The organism is Paenibacillus sp. JT22N1 (assembly GCF_059692155.1).
Window position 1 is genome coordinate 194,950 of record NZ_JCAUAW010000014.1, and the last position, 20,664, is coordinate 215,613.

At 44.2% G+C, this 20,664-nt stretch carries 21 protein-coding genes; 5 read left to right on the forward strand and 16 right to left on the reverse strand.

Translation table 11 applies throughout. The annotated features are described in order from the left end of the window. Nucleotides 1–17: 17 nt before the first annotated feature. The 6 genes from AC58UU_RS26010 to AC58UU_RS26035 form a co-directional block, all read right to left on the reverse strand. On the reverse strand, nt 18–395 hold the full coding sequence (locus AC58UU_RS26010; protein ID WP_497319995.1) for a cyclic-phosphate processing receiver domain-containing protein: 378 nt from the start codon (nt 393–395) through the stop codon (nt 18–20). Nucleotides 396–406: 11 nt separating this feature from the next. Beyond that, nucleotides 407–1,240: a deoxyribonuclease IV gene (locus AC58UU_RS26015; protein WP_497320077.1), complete on the reverse strand. Its 834-nt coding sequence runs from the start codon at nt 1,238–1,240 to the stop codon at nt 407–409. 15 nt (nt 1,241–1,255) lie between these two features. Next, nucleotides 1,256–2,065, reverse strand: a complete 810-nt coding sequence (locus AC58UU_RS26020) for an Fpg/Nei family DNA glycosylase (protein ID WP_497319997.1) — start codon at nt 2,063–2,065, stop codon at nt 1,256–1,258. A gap of 337 nt (nt 2,066–2,402) precedes the next feature. Beyond that, complete coding sequence (locus AC58UU_RS26025) at nt 2,403–3,779, reverse strand: ribonuclease H-like domain-containing protein (protein ID WP_497319999.1); 1,377 nt, start codon at nt 3,777–3,779, stop codon at nt 2,403–2,405. A gap of 86 nt (nt 3,780–3,865) precedes the next feature. Next, nucleotides 3,866–6,112 (reverse strand): DEAD/DEAH box helicase, encoded by a 2,247-nt coding sequence (locus AC58UU_RS26030; RefSeq protein ID WP_497320078.1) that lies wholly within the window; start codon nt 6,110–6,112, stop codon nt 3,866–3,868. Between the two features lie 184 nt (nt 6,113–6,296). Next, complete coding sequence (locus AC58UU_RS26035) at nt 6,297–6,581, reverse strand: hypothetical protein (RefSeq protein WP_497320001.1); 285 nt, start codon at nt 6,579–6,581, stop codon at nt 6,297–6,299. A gap of 86 nt (nt 6,582–6,667) precedes the next feature. On the opposite strand from AC58UU_RS26035, the gene AC58UU_RS26040 reads away from it, so the two are divergent. Then, the gene (locus AC58UU_RS26040; protein WP_497320003.1) at nt 6,668–7,270 is read left to right on the forward strand and encodes a nitroreductase family protein; all 603 of its coding nucleotides are present in this window, start codon (nt 6,668–6,670) and stop codon (nt 7,268–7,270) included. Between the two features lie 99 nt (nt 7,271–7,369). On the opposite strand, the gene AC58UU_RS26045 is transcribed toward AC58UU_RS26040, so the two are convergent. Genes AC58UU_RS26045 through AC58UU_RS26055 form a run of 3 tightly spaced genes read right to left on the reverse strand, consistent with a single transcriptional unit; the run spans nt 7,370 to nt 10,175 of the window. Continuing rightward, nucleotides 7,370–8,365 carry a metal-dependent hydrolase gene (locus tag AC58UU_RS26045; protein WP_497320080.1) on the reverse strand — a complete coding sequence of 332 codons (996 nt, stop codon included), beginning with the start codon at nt 8,363–8,365 and terminating at the stop codon, nt 7,370–7,372. Nucleotides 8,366–8,400: 35 nt separating this feature from the next. Further along, nucleotides 8,401–9,384 (reverse strand): lysophospholipid acyltransferase family protein, encoded by a 984-nt coding sequence (locus AC58UU_RS26050; RefSeq protein ID WP_497320005.1) that lies wholly within the window; start codon nt 9,382–9,384, stop codon nt 8,401–8,403. Nucleotides 9,385–9,404: 20 nt separating this feature from the next. Next, complete coding sequence (locus AC58UU_RS26055) at nt 9,405–10,175, reverse strand: GNAT family N-acetyltransferase (protein ID WP_497320007.1); 771 nt, start codon at nt 10,173–10,175, stop codon at nt 9,405–9,407. Between the two features lie 197 nt (nt 10,176–10,372). Here AC58UU_RS26055 and AC58UU_RS26060 point away from each other — a divergent pair, with 197 nt between their 5' ends. Further along, nucleotides 10,373–11,086 (forward strand): class I SAM-dependent methyltransferase, encoded by a 714-nt coding sequence (locus tag AC58UU_RS26060; RefSeq protein WP_497320009.1) that lies wholly within the window; start codon nt 10,373–10,375, stop codon nt 11,084–11,086. A gap of 126 nt (nt 11,087–11,212) precedes the next feature. Here the strand turns inward: AC58UU_RS26060 and AC58UU_RS26065 are convergent, their stop codons facing one another. Next, a complete protein-coding gene (locus AC58UU_RS26065; protein WP_497320011.1) occupies nt 11,213–11,902 on the reverse strand; it encodes an LrgB family protein in 690 nt (229 codons plus the stop codon). Then, complete coding sequence (locus AC58UU_RS26070) at nt 11,892–12,242, reverse strand: CidA/LrgA family protein (protein WP_497320013.1); 351 nt, start codon at nt 12,240–12,242, stop codon at nt 11,892–11,894. The genes AC58UU_RS26065 and AC58UU_RS26070 overlap by 11 nt, the downstream gene beginning before the upstream one ends. Before the next feature lie 280 nt (nt 12,243–12,522). On the opposite strand from AC58UU_RS26070, the gene tlp reads away from it, so the two are divergent. Continuing rightward, nucleotides 12,523–12,738: a small acid-soluble spore protein Tlp gene (tlp, locus tag AC58UU_RS26075; RefSeq protein WP_057302361.1), complete on the forward strand. Its 216-nt coding sequence runs from the start codon at nt 12,523–12,525 to the stop codon at nt 12,736–12,738. Between the two features lie 200 nt (nt 12,739–12,938). Here tlp and rnz read toward each other — a convergent pair whose 3' ends face one another. Together rnz and metH are read right to left on the reverse strand one after the other, a co-directional pair. Continuing rightward, on the reverse strand, nt 12,939–13,868 hold the full coding sequence (gene rnz / locus AC58UU_RS26080; protein WP_497320015.1) for a ribonuclease Z: 930 nt from the start codon (nt 13,866–13,868) through the stop codon (nt 12,939–12,941). 106 nt (nt 13,869–13,974) lie between these two features. Further along, on the reverse strand, nt 13,975–17,412 hold the full coding sequence (gene metH, locus AC58UU_RS26085) for a methionine synthase (protein ID WP_497320017.1): 3,438 nt from the start codon (nt 17,410–17,412) through the stop codon (nt 13,975–13,977). Between the two features lie 219 nt (nt 17,413–17,631). On the opposite strand from metH, the gene AC58UU_RS26090 reads away from it, so the two are divergent. Beyond that, nucleotides 17,632–18,174, forward strand: a complete 543-nt coding sequence (locus tag AC58UU_RS26090) for a 1,2-dihydroxy-3-keto-5-methylthiopentene dioxygenase (protein ID WP_497320019.1) — start codon at nt 17,632–17,634, stop codon at nt 18,172–18,174. Between the two features lie 80 nt (nt 18,175–18,254). Here the strand turns inward: AC58UU_RS26090 and AC58UU_RS26095 are convergent, their stop codons facing one another. From AC58UU_RS26095 to AC58UU_RS26105, 3 genes are all read right to left on the reverse strand, one after another. Continuing rightward, entirely contained in the window at nt 18,255–19,046 is a 792-nt protein-coding gene (locus AC58UU_RS26095) for an HAD family hydrolase (RefSeq protein ID WP_497320081.1), read from the reverse strand. 43 nt (nt 19,047–19,089) lie between these two features. After that, complete coding sequence (locus AC58UU_RS26100) at nt 19,090–19,272, reverse strand: DUF896 domain-containing protein (protein WP_047677001.1); 183 nt, start codon at nt 19,270–19,272, stop codon at nt 19,090–19,092. 141 nt (nt 19,273–19,413) lie between these two features. Beyond that, nucleotides 19,414–19,821: a LysM peptidoglycan-binding domain-containing protein gene (locus AC58UU_RS26105; RefSeq protein ID WP_497320021.1), complete on the reverse strand. Its 408-nt coding sequence runs from the start codon at nt 19,819–19,821 to the stop codon at nt 19,414–19,416. Nucleotides 19,822–19,968: 147 nt separating this feature from the next. Here AC58UU_RS26105 and lexA point away from each other — a divergent pair, with 147 nt between their 5' ends. Next, a complete protein-coding gene (gene lexA, locus AC58UU_RS26110) occupies nt 19,969–20,586 on the forward strand; it encodes a transcriptional repressor LexA (RefSeq protein ID WP_047676998.1) in 618 nt (205 codons plus the stop codon). Nucleotides 20,587–20,664 lie beyond the last annotated feature (78 nt).

Sequence of the window (20,664 nt, forward strand, 5' to 3'; positions counted from 1 at the left end):
GGTCGATTCCTTTCTGACTACGGCTCACTCTTATAAGTCCCTTGTGCAATCTGCATGAGCAAATCGTCAGGAATTCGGTGAGGGTATAGACTCATCCCTTCGGGTTTGGCCGTGTAAAGAACTTGATACATTGCCGTACAAGCCGAGGGACTGGAAGTATGAATATAAATCGTTTTGGGAAAAGTACGCTGTTGTGTCAACCAAGTGACGACGTCCATGCCAGTCTCCATCGTAGTCCAACCCAAATCATGATCTAACGATAAAATATCAACATCAAACTCCTGAAGCAGTAAAATGCATTCTTTAACATCTTTGGCTAAAGTAAATCCTTGGGGACAAGGGCGCAAGTCATCTAAGTATACATGAATCATGATCGGATTTCCTTTCCTGTTCATGATGGAATGAATCAAGTACTAGTAATTAAAGATTTCACCAGTGCAATTTCCTGAGCATGTGTACCGTCACTTCCTGAACCTGTTTCAAGAACGATTGGAATTTGCATCAAAAAGGAAGAACTTAGCATCTGCTGTATATTCTGTCGGCCAATATAACCAGCCCCAATATTCGCATGGCGGTCTCGGCGGGAACCATAAGGATGGACAGAGTCATTCAAATGAACTGCTTTCAGATGCGGAAAATAGTCAAGCTGTCTCCCCTTGGTCTCTAGCTCTAACCAATTATGCCCCTGCCATAAACCACTTGCAAATGCATGACACGTATCCAAGCAAAATCCAATCTTCTCAGGAGCTTCACTAAGTTTGCGCACTTGAACCATTTCTTCCATGGTTAGCCCCAGCTGAGCACCTTCCCCAGCTTGATTCTCAAGTAAAATCAAAGAAGAACCCTCATATCCCTGAGTAGCGCTATTCAAACATTGTATTATATTTTTATAGCCTTGTAACGGGTCTTTTCCAATATATTTTCCAAAGTGCACCACTAATCCTACCGAACCGCAGGCATCCGTAATTTCCAAACCATTCCTCAAAAGCTTTATCATATGCTCGCGTTCAACCTCATCAGCCGCTGGATTCAGGGGGTACGGAGCGTGTCCAATCGATAATATGCCGTGTTCTTGGCAAAATTGAGCGCATGCGTTTGTATCTCTTTGATTAACTAATTTGGTAGAAAGACTGCGCGGGTTCATGGGAAAGTATTGAAATGCATTTGCCCCTATAGACAGAGCGGTTTTGGCCGCACCTAAATAGCCGCCACGCGTACTAACATGAGCGCCAATAAACATCATGAATCAGCCCTTTCACGCTTGACAATTAGCACAGTAGAAGCATTTACGACTCGAAACTTCTGTCTTTATTAGAGGATGTCCACAGCGCAAACAAGGCTCCCCTTCTCGATCATATACACGACACATAGCATCAAATTGCCCCGTCAAACGGTCCCCAACAAACAGAGGCTCGTCTATATATCCACCGAATTGAATAGCTTCTAGAAGAACCGAGCGCATGGCTTGAAATAAGCGATTTTGCTCTTCTTCTGTCAGTGAGGACAGTTTACGAAGTGGGAGAATACCCGCATAAAAGCATATCTCATCGGAATAGCAGTTCCCAATCCCTGAGAGAAACGATTGGTCAACAAAGGATAATTTCAAGTTGCTTTTCTTACTTTTCAACACCTGCTGGAATTGTGTAAAAGTAAAACTGGAAGCCAGTGGCTCAGGCCCAAGCTTGCCTAACAACAGATCAACATCAGGCAGTGTGTGCATGTGCAAATATCCTAATCGCAATCCAATGAAATATAAGTGCTTCGTGCCAAAATGGATCACAACTTGCGTTGTCCGGTCCGGTTTCTCATCCTCTGTGCCATAGAACATCCAACCACCTAGCATTAAATGCAATAACAAAACTTCACCTGTTACCAAGTGAAACAGTAAATGTTTAGCTCTACGATCTATCCGTACAATACGGTTTCCGGTTAGCTTACGAATGAAACTATCCGGCTCCACATTCAATGATTTCGGACGCGTAACATCCGCTCCTGTGATTGGCGCACCTTGTACCAATCGCGTCAACTGCTGACGATACGTTTCCATCTCTGGAAGTTCGGGCATGGCACACTCTCCTTGCCGTTTTCTTCCTTGTATATCCAAATGACTGAGAAAGTAAACGGAACTACCTTCAAAACATAGAGGGTCCTTCGTCTTGAAATTCAAAAATAAGAGCCCATAGAGACTCTAATTTCAATCAAAATGGTATTAAAATGAGTAATAGCAGTCTTTAGGGACTTCTATTACTATGGAATGTTATCAAAACTGGTGAAAATGCTTAAATTAGGAGCCTCTAGGAGCTTCTATTTCCTGATTTTTTGATGAAAAATGAAATTTAGCAGTCTCTAGAAGCTCTTATCTAACTACTCACAAGGATTATGAGGATTGGTGTCCAACCCCTTTAAATTAGGCCTTCACTAACGTAAATCGGCTTTACTTTACCTGTTTTGGTTTTCGCTTTCGATGTGTTATTACCTTTCACAGCAGGAGATGTCCTCTCAATCGAATGACTTTCGGTCTTCCTCAACTTACCTTTCAATCGACGGATACGTTTCTCCAGTGCTTCCTCGACCTCATTTTGCCTTTTATCTCCACGATGAAGCGAACGGCGGCGCCAGAGCTTCGCCCAAGCCTCCTCAGCGTAAAATATCGCCTGAGCAAAGTTCTTCTCTCGATGCTCGTAATACATCGCTAACTCCAAATAAGGCTCTAAATGAAGCGCAATGCTCGCGTTTTTGATAACAATCCAGCGCTTCCACAGTTCAACTGCTCGAAGATACTCACCATTCTTCTTGTAAAAGGCAGCTAATAGAAGAATGGCTGATTCTTGATCAGCTGGATTAGATGATTCCAGATCATTCATTAACCTAGCAAACAATGTATCAAAGTAATTCTCTGAAATTGCAGAACGGTCCATTTTGTCTAGCCATACACCTGTTCGGAACAATTCTTCTAGTTCGATTTCGGGATCAAGTTCACTTTCTCCACTCACTAGTTTGCCAAAATGTATGGCAAGTGCTGCTAAAGTAACGATATCGTGCTCATTATGAACGAACACACCTTCAAGTACGGATGGATTTTTCTCCGCCAAATATTGAAAATATAAAGCGGGAGCCATGGACCCCGGCACATCATCTACACGTTCAAAACCAAGCCGGCTCTCTTCAACTTTGCTAAGACGACAAGATGGCAGCGTGTTTCGCCACAGGCTTCGCGAAGGGTAAAGAAGATCAAGCTGAAGCAGCTTACCATCGTCCAATAGGAGTCGATTAAGAACATAGCGATTCTTTAAAATAGGCCAATCGAATGTTCGGCCGTTGTAAGAGATGATATGCGTGAAGCGGTCGAGCAGTTCTTGCAAATAAACAAGCATAGCATGCTCTTCCGCTGGGTTGCGAATCAACAGCTGTTCTACCGTGAACAGCTCATCGGTATAAAAGCCGATGCCGACCATGAACGGCACGTTGCCTGCACCGACACCAAGTCCGGTCGTTTCGGTGTCGAAGAAGAGCAGCTCTTCGAGCCGGACGACGGCGTCACGGTCGTGAAAGCAGGACAGCTGCTGCGCAACATCGGCCAGCTCACGCAGCCGATACTTGCCGTGCACGCTGTCCGCGCCGTACACACGGCGCCGCATGACGAACGAGCCGGCCGGGCTCGTTTCTACATGGGCGCCGAGCTGCGCCCACTCGCCGTCTGCCACAGGCAGGGTCGGCGGTGCAACCTGAGCCGCCGAAGGTCCCCGCAGGCGGCCGAGCCTCTCACGGAGCCCGCTCATCGGGCACCGCCTTCGAGCTGCGCAAGCAGCTCCAGGGCCAGCTTCTTGCCAAGCAGGTTTATGTAGTAGGGTACAGAACCACGCATTTATAATCCCTCCATTAATAGAAGGGATTTTTTCTTTGCGTCCATCCCTTCTATTTCAGTTCCAATACATGAAGGGCAGCCATCTTCACAGGGGCATTTACGAATTAAGTTACTGGCTGCTTCTTTTATTTCGTCGAATCGTTTATATACGTCTTCCGCTAATCCGATACCGCCGGGGTAATGGTCGTAAATAAAGATCGTAGGCAGCTGCGAATGTTCTGCCCTTATTTGTGAAACTACGTGAATGTCGCTACGGTCGCACATTACAAGAATGGGTACGATATGCCTTATTACATTGGATATTCCCATTAATAGCTGCTCAAGTGTTTTTGTTTCTAAAGCCGGGTCAACCTCATTAATTTCTACCCAGGTCGCGCTGGTATGCAGTTCTTCTTCGGGAAGCTTAATCGGACCGTATCCAATATTTTCGAAACTGGTCAAACGGATTTTTTTAAACATGGTTGCCATAACATTTACTGCAGCGTCGCCGTAATGAATTGACGTTGTTCGCCTTTTTCCCGTTCGGTCTATAGATAAGACTTTTAGCTTTACTGCCAGGTTCGCGTCGGTGTAATACTCTACATCGACTTCCCGTACGTATGCCTTCTTATGTTCCCAGTCTAATTTTTCTACTTGAAACTGTACTCCCTCATGTAGATAGATAGCTTCGTCGTGCAAAAGGGTCATGGCGCTATATCTGTCCATCTCGCCGATAATTTTTACGTTCGCTACGTCGGACTGGTCGATAATGACTACATTTTCCTGCGCTGCGGACCGAAGACTTACTTCATGGGCAGGAAATGACTGACTGGCCCAGTAAAACGAATCCCCAGCATGTGTGAGTACCCTTTCTTCTACTAGGTATTCCAGTATGTCGGTTATCTCCAATGGACCGAATTCTTCCCCAATTTTCACGGGAAGTTCATACGCTGCACATCGTAAATGATCTACCAGGATTAATAAATTTTCCGGGTTAATTCTTGCCGATTCCGGGGAACGTTCGAAAAAGTATTCGGGATTTAAGACGAGATACTGGTCTATAGGGGTATTGCTGGCTACCATAACGACCAGGGCTTCCCCATGCCGTCTTCCAGCCCGGCCTGCTTGCTGCCATGTACTGGCGACGCTCCCCGGATACCCCGACATGATACAGACTTGCAGCTGCCCTATGTCTACCCCAAGTTCTAAAGCATTCGTACTAACTACGCCTAAAATCTCCCCGTTTCTTAATCCTCTTTCAATTTCCCGGCGCTGATTCGGTAAGTAGCCGCCCCGGTATCCCCTTATGGATTTGGCTCCTAGTTCATTTTTCACTAGTTGTTGTAGGTGACTTAGTATTAACTCAACTCTTACCCGACTGCGGGCAAAAACAATGGTCTGTACTTTATTTGATAAAAATTCTTTGGCTAACTGGTTTACTTCTACTGTTGCGCTTTTCCGAATGTTTAACGACTTATTTACAATTGGCGGGTTATAGAAAACAAAATGCTTCCTTCCCCTTGGTGCGCCGTTATCGTCAATTAGCCGCATAGGCTTTCCTGTAAGCTGTTCAGCTAGTTCCTTCGGATTTGCTATAGTTGCAGACGTGCAAATGAAAAGTGGATTGCTGCCGTAAAATTTACAGATTCGTTGTAATCTACGTATAACATTTGCTACATGGCTGCCGAAAACTCCCCTGTACGTATGTAGTTCGTCAATGACAATGTATTTAAGATTACTAAATAAACTTACCCATTTCGTATGATGAGGAAGGATTGCAGAATGCAACATATCTGGGTTAGTAATTACAATATGCCCTACTGTTCTTACAAGCTGCCTAATTGCTGGGGCAGTATCGCCGTCATATGTAAAGCTTTTTATATCAATGCCCATTTCAGTAATGATTTCGTTTAATTCGCTTTTTTGGTCTTGCGCCAGGGCTTTCGTTGGGAATAAGTAAAGCGCGCGGCTTCCGTCGTCTTCGGCTACTGCCTGTAATACAGGAAGGTTATAACAAAGTGTTTTACCCGAAGCAGTTGGAGTAACAGCAACAATATTTTCACCTTTACGTACAGTTTCATAAGCTGTGTGCTGGTGATTGTATAACTGCTCTATTCCTCTTTGAGCTAATGCGGCCTTTATTCTTAGATCTACGCTTTCAGGCATTGAACGGGTCTTTGCTTCTTGAGGTTCAACTTCATGCCAATTAACTATATTTTCATTACTTTTTAATCCTTGTATTAAATCCGATAGGGATTTTTTTCTTATCATATTTTCACCACTCCGCATAGAACGATTGTTCCCCTATTATAAACGTCTCACACAAAATAAAAAAGCCCCATTTATTTACTAGGGCCTCTTTATGTAACCTACTATTCATTTTTTTTCTTCAGTTTCCCAGCAGATGCGGCAGTACCCGGAAGCGGTCGCCAGGTAATATACGTTCTTATGTCTACATGAGATCGGATGAATCATCATAATCATACCGAATTCCATCATGTTCTATGGTTGCCAGCTGTGTATTGACGGTGAGCGCCTGCTCCACATTCTCTTGCATTTTGAGCAAAACTTCATGATAATCTCTTGAACGATGCTCTTCCCTATCATGTTTCATCGCAGTTCTTAGCGCTCTTTCAATTATAATAACATCATGACTAGTAAAATTCACGGTTTCTCGCACCTCATCTTGGTCCTTCATTTCATAACAACTAGTTTTGCCATAATCATGAAAAACCATACTGTTCAAGGGAATTTCCAGAAACTCGTAATCCACTTTGAAATCAGGTAATATTAGGAAGATTACAAAATAAGGAGGATTTAATTATGACAACTTCTTTACCTGCTGAAGTCGAATCCCATCGTCAACCTGACCACGAAATCAACCCTCAATTCCTAACACGTTGGTCGCCACGCTCCTTTACCGATCAAGAAGTGACAGAAGATGTTCTCCTTAGTCTTTTTGAAGCCGCTAGGTGGGCACCTTCCAGTAGCAACTTGCAGCCATGGCGCTTCATTATTGCCCGTACACCCGAGCAAAGAGCCAAATTCCATAACTTCATTATGCCAGGCAACCGAGAATGGTGCGAAAAAGCTCCCGTCCTCACCCTTGTCATTTCACATACCAAAACGCCAAAAGGCGGAGATAACCCAAGTCACGCGTTCGATGCTGGTACAGCATGGGGCTACCTCGCTCTAGAAGCCAACAATCAAGGTTTAATCACTCACGCTATGGGCGGATTCGATCGGAATCAAGCCCGTGAAGCCCTTCAAATCCCTGAAGAGTACGATATTCATGCTGTGATCGCCATTGGTTACCGTGGCCCCGTCAGCGCTCTCGATGAGAAGTTCCAAGAACGCGAAATCCCATCAGGCAGAAGAGAGTTAAGCGAGCTTTTATACGGTGGAGAATTTGGTCAGACGCTTTAATTTATGAAAAAGAACACTTCATCACGAGTGAAATCGTGTCATGAGGTGTTCTTTCTTTTTTTTATGAATATTCAACTTTATCTATTCATTTCAAATCTATCAAACATACGGCGGGTCCCAAGCCTTCTTATCCCAACCGAGCGTATCACTGACCACGTTCATGTCCCGGTCCAGCAGCACGTTGACGCCGAAAGGCAGCTTACGTTTATGCCAGAAGCGCACATCGCGCCACTGCACTTCATAACCGTCGTTCTTCTCTTTCCAACAAACGTGAACACGTTGCGCGAAGTGTAAGAAGGCGCGAACGCCATCCGTAGCCATGGTAGCCTGAACAATAGGATGTGAGTCATTCTGATTGTAATCCGCTTTACTGTATTCCTCTTGAATGAATAGGCGACCATGTCGGATCTCTCCTAGATAGAAGCATTTGTCACCCTCAAGAACAAACTGCCATTGAAACCAACTTAGGCTCGGAATGAGATGACAAATGCCATCTGCGAGGTTCAATTCATTTTTTACGAGCTTAACGAATCGATTGCGCTGCGAGGCTCTTATGGCAATATAGAGGAAGGTTCCGGCATATATCAAAGCAAACATCTCTCCGATGTGGCTGCCACTATTTCCATTCCAGATGAACAACCATAGAAGGACACCAAGGCCATGAAGACCAAATAAGAATGGTTCATAGAGACAGAGGGTGTCGAGATGGAACCATTTCTGCGAAAATGGACGGAAGCACTGGACGCCATACACATTGAACAAATCTAGAAATACGTGGAACACGACAGCTGCAAAAGTCCATAAATATAAGCTAATCAGATGCTCCCACACACCAAACATGGCAGCAAGGGGCAGACTTAGAAGGATGGGCCAAATGAACAAAGCCGGCAACGAATGTGTGATTCCGCGATGTACACGAACGTAGTTCGCATATCCTCTCAGACGTGCAAAGGTGTCAAAATCAGGGGCATGCGAACCAATGAGTGTTCCTGCAAGAATGGCATGGGCCAGCGCAGGTTCCTGCGCAACAGCCGGTTCCAAACATGCTAAACCCGCTAACGTGACGCCGAACAATAAGTGGCTTCCTGTGTCCATAAGTCGATCACCAATCCTTTTGGTCGTTGTGTGAGTCATCCTGCTGCTTCCGCGGTCAAATCTATACTTCCGATCACATCGTCACTTGTAGTAATGGCTGCTGCTGATGGGACTCTCTCCCACCGTTCATGAACATTAAACCAATAAAACCATGCTGAAGGCTGCTCACGGATCACCCGCTCCATGAATGCATTCAAAAGCAAGTTAGCCTCCGCACGTTCTGAACGTCCTGAACATTCAAATTGCTCGTGTAAATACACAGGGGATCCAAAAACTAACCTATGCTTAAACCCTTTGACACGATACCCATAGAACGGTACAACTGGCACATGATGCTCAAGCGCTAACATGGCCGCACCTTCAGGTGTGCGAGTTAGTCGGCCAAACAGCCTGGATAAAGGAAATGTCGGCCTCCAGAAGTCACCGAGGATGAAAATAACCCCGCCGCTCTGCACATGCTTTTTCAATGTTCGATACAGTTCCAACGGGGGGACACTGTCGTAATCTAAGCCCTTACAACCCATAGCCGCGAACTTCATATACAGAGGTTTAAGTTCAGGACTTCCCGCTGATGCCACCGTTAAGCAATCGAATTTCTGAGTCAAATACCAATAATAGTTGAAAAAATTTCCAACATGCGGTGCATAGACAATGAATCCCTTCCCCTTCGCTTGTTGCTTTGCTTCTTGTAGATGCACTTCACCTTGCACGTCAAAGTGATTCGCATGAAGTTTTTTCAATCGAACAGAAAGGAAAAGAATTTCATAAAGCGTAAACACTACATTTTGAACATAATGCTCGGAAATAGCCTTTAATGAGCTCTTAGGCATTACACCAAGTAAGTCTATTAAATTGTGTTCCACTCGCTTTAGAAACCCTTTTTGGAAAACCCGATGAAGAACAAACGCTAATATAGAACAAGCAGCCGACATCATCCAAATGGGAAAAACGCGGAGTACTGTCTCGATGCGAAGTAACCTACGTTCATCCAATGTCAGCTTGGAAATCCATTCATACAAGGTAAGTCCTCCTTACCTACTTAAGTAGTTAGAAAGTGGCGTTTATAACGACGTGTAACCCGATCTTTTTGTAAAATAATAAAGAAATCTACGGTCTCAAATAGCTCATCATATGCCGGGTCTCCGCCAATCTCCGCTCCGAGCCATTGATAGCCTTTCATTAGAGGCGGCAGTTTACGGAACAGCTCTTTTTCGTTGCCATCGATTTCTATTTGAGCAAGGCCTGGGATACGATGCGTGGCAAGCGGTTCAATACCGAATCTGTCTGTTATCACCTGCTTATGGCGCAGCATCGAGTAGATCAAATTGAGTTCCTCCAAATTGCCCACATGCACACTCGCACAACCAATTAAATGCGTATAATTCCGCTCGCTAATATAACCAGCAATGCCTTCCCAAAGGAGTTGAATCGCTTTTCCACCACGATATTCGGGAGCAATACAGCTCCGTCCAAGCTCCAGCGTTTGACTTTTCAAATCTGAATAGGCAGTAAGATCAAATTCAGTTTCGGAATAAAATCCGATCCCGCTCAAAGCTCGATCCCCAGGAAGCAACCGATAAGTACCGATCACTTGCTCGGTTTCGATGTCTTTCACAATGAGATGATCACAGTAAGCATCGTAGACGTCTTGCTCAAGCCCCTGCTCATTCAGCATCCTCATGTTCTTCTCTTCCTCGACGAAAACTTGATACCTAAGTCGCATAGCCTGCTCAATCTCTTGTGCGCTGCTTGCAAGCCTAATCGACAGCTTGGCATGCTGGGGCGCCGTATTCAGAAGTGGTCCACTCATCTTCCTCACGCCTTTCATCTGGAGTCTCATAACTCAAGGTTAGCAGAGGATTATTAAGTGTTCGTTTTCGTGTTATTAAGAATTTGTAATATTTCGTGAATGACGAACCAAAACGTCATCATTATTGTTTAGACATCGATAAATTGAGGTATATAAACGTATACAAACCTTTCTAATTCAGAAGTGGAGGTATCTTGATGAACACAGCCCGTTTACAACGTATTCGTGAAGAAGAAAAGCAATATCATGAAGATTGCTTCGAGCAGCATCGTCTTTATACCAAGGGATCATGGCTGGATAAGCCCATTCCGTTGATCATGGAGCTTGTTAAGCTGATTGACCATAAGCACCCGCTTTCCATTCTGGACTTGGGATGCGGGGTAGGGCGCAATAGTATTCCTCTCGCGCAATGGCTCAAGTCATCTTTGGGCCATGTTCATGGTGTAGATTTGCTTGACATAGCTTTAGAGAAACTTCATACCTACAGCAGGGAGTTTCGCGTTGAGCATTTGATCAGTACCGAACAAGCAGATATTAGTACGTATGAGATCCCACCAAATAGTTACGATTATATCATTGCTGCCTCTAGTCTGGAGCACGTGAAATCCGACACTGCTTTCAAACAAGTGCTCCGAAGGATGGCCGAGGGTACTAAGCCAGGTGGCATTAACTTTATTATGATGAATACGAATATTGAAGAATTCAACCGTCAAACTGGCAGAAAGCGTGAAACGCTAATCGAAGTTGTCATGCCGAAAGAGAATGCCCTGGCGATCCTTCAAGCGAATTACGAGGGCTGGGAACAGCTTCATCTCTCGGATACGCCGATGCGTCTGGATATAACAAGACATGACGTTCCTGTTATTCTCCAAGCTGATAGTCTTACATATGTGGTAAAGCAGCCTGATTAAAGTAGGATGACTCCTTAGGATGACTCCTTACTGACGAACATTCTTCTTTCTGCACTTTCCATATTTTTAGATACAAAAAAAGAACAGAGCTCTTATTACGAGCTCTGTTCCTCAACATGCACAGCACTATTTTAACCATATGTAAATGGGTATAAATAATACCGAAGTCATAATCCCACAAATCCCCATGGATAATCCAGCAAATCCTCCCTGCTGTTCAGAATCCTTGAATACTTTGGCTGTTCCAATGCCATGAGCCGCTGTACCAATTGCTATGCCGATCGAAATATCATCTCTAATCCGAAACCAACTCAAGATCCTAGTACCAAACATACTGCCCAACAGTCCAGTTAAAGTGGTCAATACCGCTGTTAATTCCGGAATCGCACCTAGCCGCGCGGCTATTTCAATGGAGATGGCCGAACTTACCGATTTGGGAAGCATACTTAGGATAATGGACCGACTTCCTCCTAATAACCCCACAATGGCGGCACTTGCTGCAATGCCCGTAATAGAACCCGCTAAAACACTTATCAAGACACGCGCCAAATTTCTACGTATCAATTCTCTGTATTTGTAAAGAGGTACGCCTAACGCAACGGTTGCAGGCCCTAATAAAAGCGTTAGCACATCAGCTCCTCGTTTAAAGTCCTCATAAGGAATACGAAAACCTACTAGTACAATGATAATGAACCCCGTACAACTAAAAAGAGGATGCATAAACCGCCATCTTTGGTACAACAAATTGGCTAACGCATAGCTAATCACACTTAGAGAAAGACCAAACAATGGATGCTGCAGCATGCTATTCGCCATGTTTAGCACTCTCCTGTCCTAGCTTTGACGATACCCAACCCGTTACCACAAGAACAGCCACAGTTGCTCCGACAGTCCCGCCGCAAATGGCAAGCCAATTAGCTCCAATGATCGGAATAAATGCTAGAACGCCAACCGTAAAAGGAATAAAAAAGAGCATCATATGCCTCGTTAACAGTGAAGCCGCTTCTTCCACCCAAGTTAGCTTTACAAGCTTAGTAAACAAAGCCGTGGTAAAAAGAATGAGCCCGATCACGTTGCCTGGTAGCGGCAGGTGCAGGCTCAACTGAATCACATAACCCAAGAAATTAAAGCCTAGTAATATAGCAAAACCGAGCATAAAAATTCTCCATTCCAGCTGCGAGCAGCACTATCCTGAGTCTCTGTAATAATTTCGTATTTCCCTAAACATAACACAAAAAATCGAGGACATAAAAATAGAAAGCAGCACTTCGGCAAGTGTAATTTCCATATGATCACCTCGGTTGACATGGGATTTTGTTTAATGTATGAGGGAAATCAGGGAAATTGACTTCATAATCAGTGAATAATCTTATTGACCTTGTGGAATCGTATAACAGGATGTTAATCTATCGCCTCAAAGGGAGGGAAGAAATACTATGGCAAAGCCAGACAATCGCGAAGATAATCCAGCTCGTTTGCAGAACGCCATCGATCATACGATAGCCAATCTGCACGAAGCTGAGGACTACTTGGACGAACATGCTGATGAAATAACTGCCGAAGAAAAACAAAGCATCGAATCCAAGAATGAACGCCGCAAAGAAAGCATTAGCGGCTTCATCGAGGAGAAAAAAGACGAATCGAACAGATAAGAAAAGTGAGAAGGGGCTGTCCCAAAAGGGTTATAAACCTTGAGGGGTATCTAGCTTAAAGTTGGTTACACGTATCCATAAGGACTTCCGCCAATAGGGGAAGTCCTTTTTGGTCATCGTTGTTCTTAACGGAACGACAAGCCGCTAAAGTGGATGAAATGAGTTAAACATTATCACTTTGGGACAGCCACTTTTCTTTTTTACCCTTTGCGCGGTACTTCAAAACTCCAGAAATCCTTAGCTATATAGCTATTGCTGTGAATCTTTTGAGCCTCTAGCAAAAGCTCATTTACGGCATCCCCCTGATATCGCGAGCTAATATGCGTCATGATCAGCGCATTCGCTCCCGCTTCCTGAGCTGTTCTTGCCGCATCAATTGAAGTGGCATGATCAAACGAATACGCAAGCTCCTGCTTATCCATGGCGAATGTAGCCTCGTGCACAAGCACATCAGCGCCGCGTGCTAAGTGCTGAGCCCCCCTGCAATAACGCGTGTCACCAAGAATTACAACGATGCGTCCGGGTATCGGCGCGCCTAGAAAATCAGTCCCATGAAGCGTACGACCATCCTCCAACTGGACGGATTGGCCTTGCTTCAATTTACCATAAAGCGGACCTGCTGGTATGCCGAGTTCCGTTAGTTTTTCCTGCATAAGCTTGCCTGGTTGATCCTTCTCTACGATCCTGAAACCGAAGCATTCGATACGATGCTCTAGTCGTGCCGTCTCGACTTGGAAGCTTTCATCTTCGAAAATCAGACCTTCTTCCTCGATTTCCACGATCTGCAGCGTATACGTTAAATGAGCCCCGCTTACTGAGAGGGCCGTCTCAACAAAGTTCTTGAGACCACGCGGTCCATATAGCGTAAGAGGTGTATCCCCTCCTAAATAGGAACGACTCGTTAACAAACCAGGTAGACCGTACAAATGATCCCCATGCAGATGCGTGATAAAAAGCATCTCCGTTCGTCCCAATTTCACTGGAGAGTTCAGAATCTGCTGCTGCGTCCCTTCTCCACAGTCGAACAGCCAGTAGGTTCCACGTTCATCCAACAGGTTTAAAGCGATTGAGGTGACATTTCGTTGTTTGGAAGGCATTCCCGCCCCCGTACCCAAAAAATACAAGTCCACGATCTAAACTCCATTCTATCTAAAATCACGATGCCAAAATGTAAAGCGAGGACGCCGACGAACCATGTAGTTCGCGTTGGGCTGCCTCGCTTTATACATAAACTTTCTATCCTACGTTGAAGTAACGAGCTTCCTTATGGGCAAATACGATTGCTGAAACCGATGCTTCCGGCTCCATCATGAACGACTCCGTTAGCTCTACGCCAATATCCTCTGGCTTCAGCAGGTTGAACAATTTCGCTTGATCCTCGAGATTCGGACAAGCCGGGTAACCGAAGGAGAACCGTTGTCCAACATATTTGGCCCCAAATCTCTCCTGCATTGTCATATCTACACGATCGGCTATCCCCCATACATCTCGCATGATGTGATGAATCCGTTCAGCAAATCCTTCAGCCATTTCCAGTGCCGTAGCCTGAAGGGCATGGGATTTCAAATAATCCCCTTTATCCCGCCATTCTTTAGCCAATTCATTAATATCATGCCCTGCCGTAACCAGTAAGAAACCAACGTAATCCATTTGCCCGCTTTCTACTGACTTAAGGTAGTCGGATAAGCAAAGATAAGGTTCTTTATCCTGACGCGGGAAAGTGAAGGTTTCAAGCACTTTACTTTGATCCTGCGGGTCATACACGATGACATCGTTACCGCTTGATTGTGCTGGGAAGAAACGGTACATTCCGTGGGCTTTGATAATCCCATTATGCTGTGCAGCATATAGAATTGAATCCACTGTATCCTTCAGTTGAAGGGCTTTCGTATCTTTATCGCTAAGCAGCTGCTCTACTTTACCTTTCAAGCCAAGATGATGTCCTAGCAGCATCTGCATGTTAACATAAGGCATTAGATGGCTAATCGGGTAATCCCTCATGATATGGCGTTCTGTATCCTGCGGTACTTGCACAGGAAGATCCTTGGATACAGCAGACGAACTCACACGTGTGAGCTGCGGCAGTTTCTCTTCCTTCTTACCGGTATCCATCACATCGGACTCCAGGCTCTCTCTCAGTTCCTGAATGAGTCGCTTCCGCTGCTCAGGATCGCTTAGTCGGTTCGCAATATCTAAACCGTCCATCGCATCCTTAGCGTACAGGACAACCCCCTCATATTCAGGCTGAATACGCGTTTTGGTGAATTTACGTGTTAGCGCAGCCCCACCAACCAGAATCGGCACATCCACACCAGCCGTGCGTAAATCCTGCGCGGTTATGACCATTTGCTGCGCAGATTTTACGAGCAAGCCTGATAAACCAATAGCATCCGGCTTCTCTCTTCGATAAGCTTCAATAATTTGTTCTGGCGGTACCTTTATCCCAAGATTAATGATTTTATAACCATTGTTCGATAGGATAATTTCGACCAGATTTTTACCGATATCGTGAACATCACCTTTGACGGTTGCTAAAATAATTTTTCCCTTAACCGCTGTTTCGGATTTCTCCATGAATGGTTCCAAATAGTTAACTGAAGCCTTCATCACTTCCGCACTTTGTAAAACCTCAGCCACAATCAGTTCATTGCCATTAAAGAGGCGTCCTACTTCCTCCATCCCCTTCATGAGTGGCCCGTTGATGACTTCAAGAGGCGAATAAGTCTGTAATGCAATTTCCAAATCAGGGATCAGCCCTTCTTTGGTCCCTTCCACGACATAAGAGCCGAGTCTTTCTTCCAGAGACAGATTCGAAATCTTCTCTTTCTTCTCCACTTTTTTCTCACGGAAATGGGCTACGAATTGCGCCAGTGTCTCATCATTCGTATTGTAAATAAGTTCTTCAGCTAATTGACGTTCTGTATCCGGGATCGAAGCATACCGCTCCAGTTTTTCTGTATTCACAATGGCATAATCCAGTCCTGCCTTCGTACAATGGTACAGATATACGGAATTCAGCACTTCACGCCCAGCATCCGGTAAACCAAAAGAGATATTACTTAAGCCAAGAATCGTCTTAGCAGCAGGATATTTAGCTTTAATCAACTTGATACCCTCAATCGTCTCTACGGCGGAACCGATATACTGCGGATCACCAGAGCCTACTGGGAACATATTAGGATCAAATATAATATCCTCAGGATTCATACCATACTTCTGTGTCAAAAGCTCGTACGACCGCGTCGCAACTTCGATCTTCGCTTCACGCGAAACCGCTTGTCCTCGTTCATCAATGAGAATACAAACAACGGCAGCCCCGTAACGTTTGATTAAAGGTAAAATCCCTTCGAACTTCGTTTCGCCATCCTCCAAGTTAATGGAGTTGATGATCGCCTTACCTTGGGAGTACTTAAGTCCAAGTTCAATGATGTGGTCATATGTCGAGTCAATCATTAACGGAACTTTGACTTTCTTCACTACCTGCTGCATGAACTCTTCAACGGCATAAGCCTCGTCAATATCTGTATCCTGCAGGTTAATATCAATAACGTGAGCGCCGTTTTTAACTTGATTACGTGCAATCTCAGAGCCCTCTTCAAACTTCCCTTCTTTAATCAGGCGTTTGAATTTTCGCGAACCTGAAATATTGGTCCGTTCGCCAACCATGATAGGACGATTTTCTGGCTCGATAAATAACGTTTCAATCCCTGAGACAGCAGGTAAATGCGTACCGTATTGCGTTCTTGGCTTATACTGAGAAAGCGTCTCCGCCATTGCACGAATGTGATCCGGCGTTGTCCCACAGCACCCACCGGCAATATTCAGCCACCCTTGCTCTGCAAAACCGGCCATCTTTTTAGCCAAAGATTCAGGAGACTCATGGTAATGACCGTTCTCGTCCGGCAAACCGGCATTCGGATAACAACTAATCGCTGTTCCAGCAATATCAGACAATGTTCGGATATGATCCCTCATAAATTCAGGACCAGTAGCACAGTTCAACCCCATTGATATAGGCTTCAAATGTTCAAGAGAAATGTAGAAGGATTCAATATTTTGCCCGGCTAATGTTGTGCCCATCGGTTCAATTGTACCCGAGATCATTATTGGAAGTTCAACACCCAATGTTTCATACGCTCTGCGAATTCCGATACTGCCTGCTTTTACGTTCAGAGTGTCTTGGGAAGTTTCCAAAAGGAGTGCATCCACGCCCGCTTCAACAAGAGCTAACGCTTGCTCATAATAGCTCTCCTCGAGTTGAGCGAATGTTACTCCACCCGTAACCGACAATGTCTTGGTCGTAGGACCCATGGCTCCGATAACATAACGAGGCCACTCCGGTGTCGAAAATTTATTTGCCGCTTCGATTGCCAGTTTGGCTGCCGCAAGATTTAATTCGCGATGACGGTCTTGCAAATCATACTCCGCTAGTACCACGCTCGTGGTCCCGAATGTATTTGTTTCTATCATATCAGCGCCCGCGGCGAAGTAAGCTTCATGAATTTTGCGTATAACATCCGGTCGTGTAACACAAAGAATTTCATTACATCCGTCCAAATCATCGCTCCCGAAATCTTCAGCGGTTAAGTTCTCTTGCTGAATCATTGTACCCATGGCACCATCTAGGATCATGATCTTCTTTTTAAGCTGCTCTTGTATTGGTGTTTTGATCATTGCATGACTCCCTTTCAACTTATCCTAAAGCTATAGAGAATAAAAAAAACGACAAATTATGTTATGCTTTAGTGTAACAGAATCCGGCTTCTATGAAAAGAATTTGAATTATCATATTTACCTATAGGTTTTATCGGAAATTCTTATGTTCAAACATCGACAGCTAGCTGCATTTCCACTATAATACAAAGTATATTTACTTAGAAAGAGGGATGCAGCGTGGCACAAATTAGAATTCGCAATACGAATGAACGTATTGAAGGCGAAGAGCAGGTCAAAGCCTTCTTGGATAGTCAAAATGTTGTTTATGAACACTGGGATGCTAAGAAGCTTCCGGAAACACTGCGTGAGAAATTCATTCTAAGTGATGAAGAGAAAGCTGAAATTATTAGTACTTATGAAGAAGAAATTCGTGATTTGGCTGCTAGACGCGGATATGAAATTTGGGATGTCATTGCGCTTTCCGATTCAACGCCTAACATCGAAGAACTCCTGAAGAAATTCGAGCAGGTGCACACTCATACGGAAGATGAAATTCGTGCAATCGTTTCTGGACGAGGGATTTTCATTATCAAATCCGAAAGTGAAGTTGGCTATTTTGACGTTGAACTTGAACCAGGCGATGTTATCTCAGTTCCTGAGAACACGAACCATTTCTTCACACTTATGGATAACCGTGAAATCGTTGCCGTTCGTCTCTTCATCGAAAAAGATGGCTGGGTTGCTTATAACATTGATGATCCCGAATTTACTAAAGCCTAATTATATTATATGAGAACAAAAACCCAACAGCGCTGGACTTAACGTCCTAAGCAGCCGTTGGGTTTTTGTTTATTCTTTATTTATCCGTTCGCAATAATTGGCAAAATATCTTGAAGACGGGAAACCTCATACACAGGAACGATCTCATCTCCACTTTGAAGCCCATGATGATTAATCCAAATATTGCGCATTCCTACACTGCCAGAACCAAGGATATCGGTTGTCAATTTATCTCCGATCATGATTCCTTCCCCAGCTTCTATCCCAAGTAGTCCCAGTGCATGGTTGAAAATAGATGTCGCTGGCTTACCTACACCAAATTCACCGGAGATCACAATATGATCAAAGTATGGTGCGATATTTGGGACACCTGCTAATTTTTCCTTTTGCAAATCGGGTGAACCATTCGTTAACAACAACAATTGATAGCTGCCTTTCAAAGCGTCCAATACTCGGAACGTTTCCTCATAAACGTAAGGACGGCATCGGCGTTCTGCTGGAAATAGTTCTCCAAGCTTATACCCGAGCTCACGATCCTCTATCCCCAACGCCGCAAGCCCTCTTGTCCAAGATTCCGTACGATAGCCTGGCGCTAGTTTCTCAAGCTTACGAAAGTTCTCATTCTCACCTTGTGTGAAATTTGCCCATAAGCCTTCGAAGGGATTAATCCCAATCATTTTCGTAAATTCAAAAGTTTCAAAAGATTCATATAAAGAACGCGCTTCTTTGCGAACAGAAGCTTCCAACTCCTCGGCATTCACGGCTACTTGCTTTGCAGCTACAGCACATGTTGCTTCGAAAGCTTCCTCCACACTGCGATCATCCCACAGAAGCGTATCATCTAAATCAAAAAGTACGGCTTTCAACGTCATCATTCATTTCCCCTTTTGAATGTTGTATCTATGTGAGCAGCGATTACTCTTCGTCCGTAAACTTGATGGAATCAAGTTGAACTTTAAGATTGCCACGGAATGCTTCAATATACTTCTTTCTGAGTTCGTTGCGTTCATCGATTTCAGCATCTGTTAAGCCAACTGTTTTCGCTTTACGAGCAAGCTCATTAATACGTTCGATATTCTGTTCCATGTTGTCACTCATAATGATCCTCCCAGTCAAAAATTCAATATGAGTACTACTTTGCCATCCCTATTAAGGAATGTCAAGAGACAACAAAAAGAGGCATAGGAACATGTCCAAGCCTCATCATATTTAGAGTCTATTAAAAATAGCATAGTGAAATTATGGAAGCAATAAAACCTGTCCTTCTTTCAGGGAGCTGGTGGTTAAATGATTGATTGTCTTTAATTTATGTATGTACGAACGAACGTTCTCATTACTTTTTTTATGAGTGGAAGCAATATCCCAGAGTGTGTCTCCACGTTGAATAACGACTTGATCTTGTACGACAGCTTTCGGAGTAATGTTAATAGGTTTCACGGAAACTGGGGTTATTGCGTTTGCAGCCCCATCCCCTGCATAGGCTTGAACCATAGCACCAAATGAAAACACAGTACCAAGAATAACTGCTAATAGAATGAAGCGAACAATCGCTTTTGTATAACTAGAATTAAATGTCATCCCTTTGGATGTGCTAGCAGATCTATGAGGTGCGTGTGTAGTGTTAGTGTTTGAATAAGCCATATACATGAGTAATCATCTCCCAAACATTTGTTCTGGTATTAGAATAACACGAACACATGTTTGAGTCAACCGTTTTCTCGAACTTATGTTTGTACGAACTCGGGTTCTATGTTATACTTTGGGTAATGATTCCCAGTATTGGAGTGATAACTATTGAGTAAGATTTCGCAGCGTCAACAAGCTATATTGGAATTCATTAAGAATGAAGTGAAAGATAAGGGGTACCCGCCTTCCGTTAGAGAAATCGGCGAGGCTGTTGGACTAGCTTCTAGTTCTACTGTACACGGTCATTTGGAGCGTCTTGAGAAGAAAGGTATGATTCGTCGAGATCCTACAAAACCCCGTGCTATTGAAATTCTAGGCCTTGACGGTGCTGAAACGCATTTCGCGGTTTCAGTAGCTCGCGTACCTCTCGTTGGTAAAGTAACTGCAGGTGTTCCTATTACAGCAACAGAGAATATCGAAGACTACTTCCCTCTTCCTGTCAGCATGGTAGGAGATAATAATGTGTTCATGCTTAGCGTCATGGGTGACAGTATGATCGAAGCCGGTATTCATAATGGCGATTATGTCATCGTAAAGCAGCAGCAAACCGCTAATAACGGAGACATTGTTGTTGCAATGACAGAAGATGATGAAGCAACGGTGAAACGCTTTTACAAGGAAAAGGATCATATTCGTCTTCAACCGGAGAACTCTGCTTTGCAGCCTATCCTCTTGAAACATGTTACGATACTAGGCCGTGTCATTGGTTTGTTCCGGGATATGTAATAGCCCTACAGCCCTTATTCTACATACAATACCAATGAGAAAGAACCGAGAGGACATTAGTCCCTCGGTTCTTTTGGA

Bases quoted from the DNA above. Each gene is read 5' to 3' on its own strand.
- AC58UU_RS26060 (WP_497320009.1), top strand. From the start codon at position 10,373: ATGAACACAGCCCGTTTACAACGTATTCGTGAAGAAGAAAAGCAATAT.
- AC58UU_RS26015 (WP_497320077.1), bottom strand. From the start codon at position 1,240: ATGTTTATTGGCGCTCATGTTAGTACGCGTGGCGGCTATTTAGGTGCG.
- AC58UU_RS26035 (WP_497320001.1), bottom strand. From the start codon at position 6,581: ATGGTTTTTCATGATTATGGCAAAACTAGTTGTTATGAAATGAAGGAC.
- metH (WP_497320017.1), bottom strand. From the start codon at position 17,412: ATGATCAAAACACCAATACAAGAGCAGCTTAAAAAGAAGATCATGATC.
- AC58UU_RS26100 (WP_047677001.1), bottom strand. From the start codon at position 19,272: ATGAGTGACAACATGGAACAGAATATCGAACGTATTAATGAGCTTGCT.
- AC58UU_RS26055 (WP_497320007.1), bottom strand. From the start codon at position 10,175: ATGAGTGGACCACTTCTGAATACGGCGCCCCAGCATGCCAAGCTGTCG.
- AC58UU_RS26095 (WP_497320081.1), bottom strand. From the start codon at position 19,046: ATGACGTTGAAAGCCGTACTTTTTGATTTAGATGATACGCTTCTGTGG.
- AC58UU_RS26105 (WP_497320021.1), bottom strand. From the start codon at position 19,821: ATGTATATGGCTTATTCAAACACTAACACTACACACGCACCTCATAGA.
- AC58UU_RS26020 (WP_497319997.1), bottom strand. From the start codon at position 2,065: ATGCCCGAACTTCCAGAGATGGAAACGTATCGTCAGCAGTTGACGCGA.
- AC58UU_RS26010 (WP_497319995.1), bottom strand. From the start codon at position 395: ATGAACAGGAAAGGAAATCCGATCATGATTCATGTATACTTAGATGAC.
- AC58UU_RS26025 (WP_497319999.1), bottom strand. From the start codon at position 3,779: ATGAGCGGGCTCCGTGAGAGGCTCGGCCGCCTGCGGGGACCTTCGGCG.
- AC58UU_RS26040 (WP_497320003.1), top strand. From the start codon at position 6,668: ATGACAACTTCTTTACCTGCTGAAGTCGAATCCCATCGTCAACCTGAC.
- AC58UU_RS26070 (WP_497320013.1), bottom strand. From the start codon at position 12,242: ATGCTCGGTTTTGCTATATTACTAGGCTTTAATTTCTTGGGTTATGTG.
- tlp (WP_057302361.1), top strand. From the start codon at position 12,523: ATGGCAAAGCCAGACAATCGCGAAGATAATCCAGCTCGTTTGCAGAAC.
- AC58UU_RS26065 (WP_497320011.1), bottom strand. From the start codon at position 11,902: ATGGCGAATAGCATGCTGCAGCATCCATTGTTTGGTCTTTCTCTAAGT.
- AC58UU_RS26045 (WP_497320080.1), bottom strand. From the start codon at position 8,365: ATGGACACAGGAAGCCACTTATTGTTCGGCGTCACGTTAGCGGGTTTA.